This is a genomic window from Streptomyces sp. NPDC048461 (assembly GCF_055587105.1).
On the sequence record NZ_JBVJGW010000029.1, the window covers coordinates 81,963 to 89,409 of the forward strand.

Below are 7,447 nucleotides of genomic sequence, written 5' to 3' on the forward strand. Positions count from 1 at the left end.
CGCCCGGCCCACCCTGCTGCGGAGGATCGAGGGGCGTGTGATGGGCGGGCTGGATGTGCACATGCGGGAGGTGGCCTGCCGGCACGGCCGGGTGGAGGCCGTCGGGGACGTGGACCTGGAGATAGCCGCCGGTGAGCGCGTGGCCCTGACCGGGACCAACGGTTCGGGCAAGACCACCCTGCTGCGGGCGGTCCTCGGGCTGCACCGGCAGGTCACGGGTTCCATCCTGGTCGGCGGCCGGAGCACCCGCTCCCCCGCCGAGTGGGCCTGGCGACGGCGGGCCTGCGCCTGGATCCCGCAGAAGCCGGCCGCCGGCCGGTTCCCCCTGCTCGGCGCCGAGTTGCTGGCCAGCAGCGGCGCCGCCGCGGACGCGGCCGACGCAGCGGACCGGCTGGGGGTGGGGGCTCTGACCGGGCGTCCCCTGCACACGCTCTCCGGCGGCCAGTTGCAGCGCATGTACCTGGCCCGGGCGATCGGGTGCGTGGCCGCCGGGGCGGAGGTGCTCCTGGCGGACGAGCCGACCGCGGCCCTCGACTTCGACGGGCAGTCGGAGGCTGCCGACGTCCTCACCTCCCTGCCGGTGACGCTGGTGGTGGTAACGCACGACCGTGCGATGGCCGCCCGCTGCGACCGGGTCCTGGAGATGGCCGCGGGCCGGCTTCGGGAGGTGCGGTGACGCTGGCCGGCGCCGACCTCGGTGAGCTGCTCCGGCTGCTTCCCGTACAGCGGGCCGGGATCGCCCTGCTGCTGGCCGCGATCGGGCTGCCCGTCATCGGGGTGGTCATCGTCGGGCTCGACATCATGCCGGTCCGGTTCGCGATGATGCACGTCGCGCTGCTGGGCATCGCGGTGGGCCTGCTGACCGGGCTCGACCCGATGCTGTGCGCGCTGGTGGCGTGCGCCCTCGCCGGCGCCGGTGTCGCGCCGCTCGCCCGCAGCCCCGACGGGCTCTCGGGCGCGATGGGCCTGCTGATGAGCCTGGCGATCGCCGCGGCCCTCCTCCTGCTCGCCGTGTCGGGCGTCAACGCCTCCGGCGCGTTCGCGCTGCTCTGGGGGTCGATCCTGTCCGTGGGCACCCCCGATCTCGTGGTCCTGGGGCTGCTGGCCGTCCTCGTACCGGGCCTGTTCTGGTGGAGGCGGCGCGAGATCGGCCTGCTCCTGTACGACCGCGAGCTCGCCCAGTGCTCCGGCGTCCCGGTCCGGGCGCTGACCGCCGTGCTCCTGGTCCTGGTGGCCGTCGCGGTCGCCGGGGCGATCAAACTCACCGGGGCGCTGCTCGTCGACGCCCTGACCCTGCTTCCCGCACTCGCCGCGCGGCGCCTCGGCAGCTCGCTGGGGTCGATCACCCTCTGGGCCGTCGGCATCGGCGTGGTGGTCAACCTGACCGGCTTCCTGCTGGCCCTGTGGCTGGACTGGCCCCCCGGGCCGGTCCTCGTCCTGACGGCGGGGGCCCTGGTCCTCGCCGTCCATCTCGTCCCCGAACGGAGAATCACCTCATGGCGCGCACCGGCGTCCGCATCCCTTCCCTCCTCGCACTGAGTGCGGCCCTCCTCCTGACCGCCGGCTGCGGTGGCGCCGGCGCTTCCGACGCCGCTCCCGGCACGGCGTCCGACACTCCGGCCGCGAGCGGCGGCGCGCCGAAGAAGGACAAGCCCGTGGTGGTCGTCACGACGACCTGGGAGGGCGCCTTCGCCAAGGCCGCCGGCGCCGAGGACGTCAAGGTGATCGTGCCGCAGTCCGTGCACCACGCCCCCGACTACGACCCGAAGCCCTCGGACCTCGCGGCCGTCGCCAAGGCCGACTTCGTGCTGTACGCGCCCTTCGAGCCGTACGCCGCGAAGATCAAGGAGGCGGCGGGGTCCAGGGCCGAGCTCGTCGAGGTGAACCTCGACAACGATCCCGAGAAGGTGAACGCCGAGGTCGCCAAGCTGGGCGCGCTCTTCGGGACCGAGGAGGCCGCCGCCCGGTGGAAGACCGGCTTCGACACCGAGTACGCGAAGCTGAACACGGAACTGCGGGCCGCCTGGCCGGGCGGCACGGCCCCCACCGTCGTGACGCAGGTGTTCACCGCGTGGGCGGCGAAGCTCGCGGGCGCCACCACCGTGGGGACGTTCGGGCCCGAGGCCGTGACCCCGGCGCAGCTCGCCGAGCTGTCGGCGAAGAAGCCGGCGCTCGTCCTGGACAACGCGCACATGTCGACCGGTACGGTGCTGCCCGACACGGGCGCCCGACAACTGAAGATCGTGAACTACCCGGGTGACGACCTCGACCTGCTGCCCGTCTACCGCAACGCGGCGGCGGAGCTGAAGAAGGGCGCGGGCGCTCCCTGAGCGTTCCGCGCCCGGTGGGGGGCGTCCCGGACGGGTGAGGGGCCCGGCGGCATCGTGCCGCCGGGCCCCTTCGTCATCCGGCCTGGGCGAGCGGGGCGACGGCCACCGCTCCGGCCGCCGGCCGCCCGGGGGCCGCGGCGAGGCGCTCGCGCAGGGCCGCGCGGTCCGGCTTGCCCGCCGCCGTCAGCGGGAGTTCACCGAGGACGAGGAGCCGCTCGGGGTGCTTGCGCCGTTCCAGGCCGCGCCCCGCCAGGTGGGCGCCGAGGGACGCGAGGGTCGGGGGCCGGGAGCCCCGGGCCACGACGCAGGCCGCCAGCCGCTCCCCCATCAGCGGGTCGGGGACGCCGACGCAGACGACGTCGCGGACCTGGGGGTGGGCGGTGAGTTCGCGTTCCACTTCGGCGGGGCTGATGTTGGCGCCGCCGCGGATGACGATGTCCTTGAGGCGGCCCACGACGTGCAGGACGCTGTCGGCGTCGAGGTAGCCGAGGTCCCCGGTGCGGACCCAGCCGTCGGGCGTGCGGTAGCGGGCGTCCAGGTCGGGCGCGCCGACGTAGCACAGCGGGGTCATGGGGCCGCGCGAGATGATCTCGCCGATGTCTCCGTCGGGCAGCGGTTCGTGGGTGTCGGGGTCGGCGATGCGGATCTCGGCGACCCGCGGGTCGGGGTGGCCGGCGACGACGCCCGAACCGTCGGTCGGGGGAACGGTGTTGCCGAGCCCGGTGTGGCAGTTGACGCCGTCGGCGGACCCGTAGAGGTTCACCACCGGACACCCGAACGCCTTGGCCGCGGCGGCGGCCGTGGTCTCGTCGAGCGGCGCACCGCCGAGGACCAGGGCGGTGGGTGCGGGCAGGTCCTCGCGGGTCTCCTCCAGGCGTTCGAGGATCATGCGGATCATGGTGGGCACGCCGAGGACGTGCGTCGGCTCGTGCGCGCGCACCGCCGCGACCGCCGCCTCGGGCGTGAAGTGGTCGAGCAGGACGAGGGTGCCGCCGTGCCGGGCGAGGGTGACGGCGGTTCCGTTGGAACCGAAGGCCGAGGCCAGCGGTACGAGGAACAGGCAGCGCGGCGGGGTCCGGTCGGGCATGAGGGAGGCGAGGAAGTTGCCGCGCCCCCCGGCCAGCGCGTTGTGCGAGTACGCGATCATCTTCGGCTCGGCCTCGGAGCCGGAGGACACCAGGATCCGGGCCGCGCCGTCGGGGTCGGGCCGGGCGGGGACGAATCCGCCGGGGTCGCGGCGCATGAGCTCCGCCATCGGGACCGCTCCCCCGGGGGCGGTCCCGGGACCGGCGGCGATGACGTGGCGCAGGACCGGCAGGGCCGGCGCGAGGGTCAGCAGGTCGGCGGCGTGCCGGAAACCGCGGTGCTCGGTCGCGGCGATGACGGCGACGGCCCCGGCCCGGCGCAGCAGGCATTCGGCCTCCAGCGTGCCCCGGCCGACGGGGAAGGGGAGCGCGACGGCGCCGAGGGCCGCGAGTGCCAGGTCGGCGATGACGGCGCCGCGGTGGTTGGGGAGTTGTACGCCGACCACGTCGCCCGGGCCTATCCCGAGGTCTCTGAGGCCCGCGGCGAGACATCGCACCTTGCGGTCCAGCGCGGTGTAGCAGAGGGCGCCCTTGGCGTCGATGACGGCGGTGCGGTGCAGGTCGGCGATCTGGCGGGCCCGGAAGAGGCTGTAGAGGTCGAGGTCGGGGCAGGTGCCGTCGACCACCCAGGAGCGGCGGAGTTCGGCGGGCAGCAGGTCGTGCAGTTCGAGCCGGTCGGCGGTCATGCGAAGCTCCAGGGGTCGGGGACTGCGGGGGCGCCGTGCGCGTCGCGGCTGATCGAGCCGGCGAACCGCGGATCGTGGTGCAGGCCCGCGAGGTCGGTGGTGACGGCGGTGGCCGTCAGCCCGTGGTCGCGCAGCTGGGTCAGGGCGGCGGCGGTGCTCAGCTCGCGCAGGTCGTACGCGGCCGCGGCGGCGGCGCTCGCGTCGGCGGGGGCGATCCAGCCGTCGGCCGTCCTGAGCGGATGCCGGAACCCGGCCGGCCGGCGGGGGTTCTCGCCGCGCGCCGCCCGGCGCAGGGCGGGTGCGGTCAGCGTGTCGGCGGCCCCGAGGAGGGAGGAGTCCACGCGTACGCCCCGGCCGGTGCGTTCGCGCAGCAGGAGCCCGGCGAGGACGGCCTCGGCGCCGTGCAGGCCGCCGAGCACGTCGAGGAGGGTCATCAGCGAGGGCGCCGGGGGCTCGCCGTCCGGGCGGACGGCCTCGCCGACACCGGTGCGGGCCTGGACCATGAAGTCCGTCCCCATGGGGGCGTCGGGGAGGCGGCCGGCCCAGCCGCTGGTGTACGCGTAGACCAGCGCGGGGTTGGCGCGGGCCAGGTCGTCGGCGTCCAGGCCGAGTTCGGCGGCCTTGCCCGGCGCCCAGTTGTGCAGGAAGACGTCGGCCCGCGCGGCCATGTCCCGCAGCCGGTTCCGGTCGCGCCCGGACTTGATGTCGATCTCCACGGCCCGCTTGCCGCGGTTGAGGGCGAGCCAGCGCGCGGAGGTTCCCGAGCAGGCGGGCGGCATGCCCCGGAGCGGGTCGCCGCCCGGCGGTTCGATGCGGATGACGTCGGCCCCGAGGAGTCCCAGGAGGTGGGCGGCGAGCGGGGCCTGGATGCGCCGGCCGGCTTCCAGCACCGTCAGGCCGGCCAGCGGCCGGCGGGGGCCGGGCGGGGTTCCCGTACCCGCCGCGCGGGGAGATCCGGTGCCGGAGCCGAGGGGCTCCAGCGACCAGGGGGCCCGGCCGTCGTCCTCCCCGGCGCGCTCCGCGAGCGTCCGCAGGGGGCACACCTGGGCTCCGGCGAGGGCCGCCGCGCTGCTGATCCGCGCCATCGGGTGGGACCGGGTCACGCTGTGCAGGACGGCGGGGAAGGGGGCGCAGGCGGTGGCGTACCGGAACTGGAACGGCCGCCAGCCGGCCCGCAGCGCCTCGGGGGGTGCCTCCAGGGACCGCCAGAAGGCGGCCCAGGCAGCCGGGTCGAGGGTCTCCAGCTCGAAGAGGATGCCGTCGGCCGAGGTGAAGGGCGGTCCGCCCGCGACGAGTTCGGCGGCCTCCCCCTCGTCGGCTCCGGCGGCCGCGAGGTACTGGGACACGGCGAGCAGGCCCGCCCGGTCCGCGCCGGTGGCGACCGGGGCGGCCGTAGCGCCCCGGGCCTGTCCCACCAGCCCCGCGAGCAGACCCTGCACCGTCAGGACGGCGGTGGCCGTCGCCGCGTAGTCGGCGGCCAGGCCGCGCGGGCCGCCGTCCCGGCGGCCGTGCACGGTCATGACGCCGGTGGCGGCCTGGACGGTGGCCTCGTCGACGAGACCGCTCCCGGCGCGCCCCCAGGCGGCGGTCGCGCGGGCCGGTGCGAAGTCGCCGCCGGTGAGCGTGGCGACGGCCTCCGGGCCGTCCGGCGGGCCGGGGTGGTCCGTTCGTGCGCCGAGCAGGCGCAGGTGGTCGGCGACGACGTCCGCGATCTGCGGCGGCCCCGAGGTGTCGAAGCGCAGTGTGTCGAGCGGCCGGACCGTCTGCGTGGTGGCTGGTGACGCCATGCCTCTCCTCTCCTGGCGCGGCGGTGGCCGTCGCCCGGGTCTCGCGGAACTCGGGAACCCGGGCGCGTCCGCGCCCGACCAGTTCCACGGACAGACAGTCGGGCAGCCGTTCGCACGGGTTCCCGGGAACGAGGAGAAATCAGTGACGGACGCAGCAGCCCCGCCCGCAACCGACGTGGCGCCGAACGGAGTTCCGCTGCCGGAGGTCAGGGAGCGGATCGCCCGGTTCGTCGCGGACCGGGTGGTCCCCCGCGAGGCGGTGCTGGACGCCGGCGGGCCGGCCGCCGCCGCCGTACGGACCGCTCTGCGCGGCGCGGCCCGGGCGGAGGGACTGTGGGCACTGCCGCTTCCGGCCGAACTCGGCGGTGGCGGACTGGACTTCCGGGCGTACGCCGCGCTGGCCGAGGCGGAGGGCGCCAGCGACCACGGCCCCGCCGCGCTGGGCTCCGCCCCGCTGCTGGACGTCACGATGCTGGCCCGCCACGGGAGTCCGGCGGTGCGGGCGTACCTGGAGCCCCTCGTCTCGGGGGAGCTGCGCGCCTGTTACGCCATGACCGAGCCGGACGTCCCCGGCTCCGACCCGTTCCTGACCGCGACCCGGGCCGAGCCCCGGCCGGCCGGCGGCTGGCGCGTCACCGGCCGCAAGTGGTTCACCTCCGGCGCCGCCGACGCCGGCCTGGTGACCGTCATGGCCCGCACCGCGGGCGCTCCCGGCGACCGCCACGGGCTCTCCCTGCTGGTCGTCCCCACCCGCTCCCCCGGTTTCCGGGTGGTCCGGGAACTCCCCGTGTTCGGGGCCGCGGGCCAGTACGAGATCGAGCTCGACCGGGTCCAGGTGCCCGCCGACCACCTCCTCGGCGCGCCCGGTGACGCCCTGGACATCGCGGGCGGCCGGCTGCAGCTCGGCCGCACCCTGCGGTGCCTGCGCTGGCTGGGCCAGGCCCAGCGCGCCTTCGACCTCATGTGCGGGCGGGCCGCGACCCGGCGCGGCTCGCGCGGTCCGCTCGCCGACCACCAGCTGGTCCAGCAGCACGTCTTCGACGCCCTGCTCGCGCTGCGCACCACCCGTCCCCTCGTCCACGAGGCGGTCGCCCTGATCGCGTCGGGGCGGGACGCCCGTACCGAGGTGGGGCTCGCGAAGGTCGCGGCGGCGCGCATGCTCCAGCAGGTCGCCGACTCCGCGATCCAGGTGCACGGCGCCGCCGGGCTCGGACCGGACACCCCGCTGCCCGCGCTCTTCCGCGGCGGCCGGGCCGCCCGGATCCTCGACGGCCCGGACGAACTGCACGTCACCTCCGTGGCGCGGCGCGTCCTGCGCGGCTACGGCGCCGGGGCGGCCCCGCGGCTGCGAGCGGGCGCAGGGCGGTGACCGTGAACGGGCGGGCGGGCGGGCGGGCGGGCGGGCGGGCGACCGTGAACGGGGCGGCGACCGTGCGTCGCCCCTCGGCCGTGAGCGGGCCCCGCTAGGCCGTGTCTTTCGGATCAGGGCGGATCAGCCCGGGGTGTCCGGTGCCGTGCGTCGCAAGGCCGAGGAGGGAGTCGACGTGGTGTGTCGGCGA

General features: G+C 76.3%; 6 protein-coding genes. 4 read left to right on the forward strand and 2 right to left on the reverse strand.

Annotation, left to right across the window (positions count from 1 at the left end):
* Window positions 1–40 precede the first annotated feature (40 nt).
* Genes ACZ6S8_RS33665 through ACZ6S8_RS33675 form a run of 3 tightly spaced genes read left to right on the forward strand, consistent with a single transcriptional unit; the run spans window position 41 to window position 2,330 of the window.
* Window positions 41–676: an ATP-binding cassette domain-containing protein gene (locus ACZ6S8_RS33665; RefSeq protein WP_469461425.1), complete on the forward strand. Its 636-nt coding sequence runs from the start codon at window positions 41–43 to the stop codon at window positions 674–676.
* Entirely contained in the window at window positions 673–1,539 is an 867-nt protein-coding gene (locus ACZ6S8_RS33670; protein WP_469461427.1) for a metal ABC transporter permease, read from the forward strand. Before ACZ6S8_RS33665 ends, ACZ6S8_RS33670 begins: the two co-directional genes overlap by 4 nt.
* On the forward strand, window positions 1,497–2,330 hold the full coding sequence (locus tag ACZ6S8_RS33675; protein WP_469461429.1) for a metal ABC transporter solute-binding protein, Zn/Mn family: 834 nt from the start codon (window positions 1,497–1,499) through the stop codon (window positions 2,328–2,330). Before ACZ6S8_RS33670 ends, ACZ6S8_RS33675 begins: the two co-directional genes overlap by 43 nt.
* A 73-nt stretch (window positions 2,331–2,403) precedes the next feature.
* Here ACZ6S8_RS33675 and ACZ6S8_RS33680 read toward each other — a convergent pair whose 3' ends face one another.
* Both ACZ6S8_RS33680 and ACZ6S8_RS33685 read right to left on the reverse strand, forming a co-directional pair.
* Complete coding sequence (locus tag ACZ6S8_RS33680; RefSeq protein ID WP_469461431.1) at window positions 2,404–4,101, reverse strand: class I adenylate-forming enzyme family protein; 1,698 nt, start codon at window positions 4,099–4,101, stop codon at window positions 2,404–2,406.
* On the reverse strand, window positions 4,098–5,888 hold the full coding sequence (locus tag ACZ6S8_RS33685) for a CoA transferase (protein ID WP_469461433.1): 1,791 nt from the start codon (window positions 5,886–5,888) through the stop codon (window positions 4,098–4,100). Before ACZ6S8_RS33685 ends, ACZ6S8_RS33680 begins: the two co-directional genes overlap by 4 nt.
* A 196-nt stretch (window positions 5,889–6,084) precedes the next feature.
* Between ACZ6S8_RS33685 and ACZ6S8_RS33690 the strand changes: the two genes are divergently transcribed.
* Window positions 6,085–7,257 carry an acyl-CoA dehydrogenase family protein gene (locus ACZ6S8_RS33690; RefSeq protein ID WP_469461439.1) on the forward strand — a complete coding sequence of 391 codons (1,173 nt, stop codon included), beginning with the start codon at window positions 6,085–6,087 and terminating at the stop codon, window positions 7,255–7,257.
* Window positions 7,258–7,447: the final 190 nt, after the last annotated feature.

Bases quoted from the DNA above. Each gene is read 5' to 3' on its own strand.
- ACZ6S8_RS33665 (WP_469461425.1), top strand. From the start codon at position 41: ATGGGCGGGCTGGATGTGCACATGCGGGAGGTGGCCTGCCGGCACGGC.
- ACZ6S8_RS33675 (WP_469461429.1), top strand. From the start codon at position 1,497: ATGGCGCGCACCGGCGTCCGCATCCCTTCCCTCCTCGCACTGAGTGCG.
- ACZ6S8_RS33680 (WP_469461431.1), bottom strand. From the start codon at position 4,101: ATGACCGCCGACCGGCTCGAACTGCACGACCTGCTGCCCGCCGAACTC.
- ACZ6S8_RS33685 (WP_469461433.1), bottom strand. From the start codon at position 5,888: ATGGCGTCACCAGCCACCACGCAGACGGTCCGGCCGCTCGACACACTG.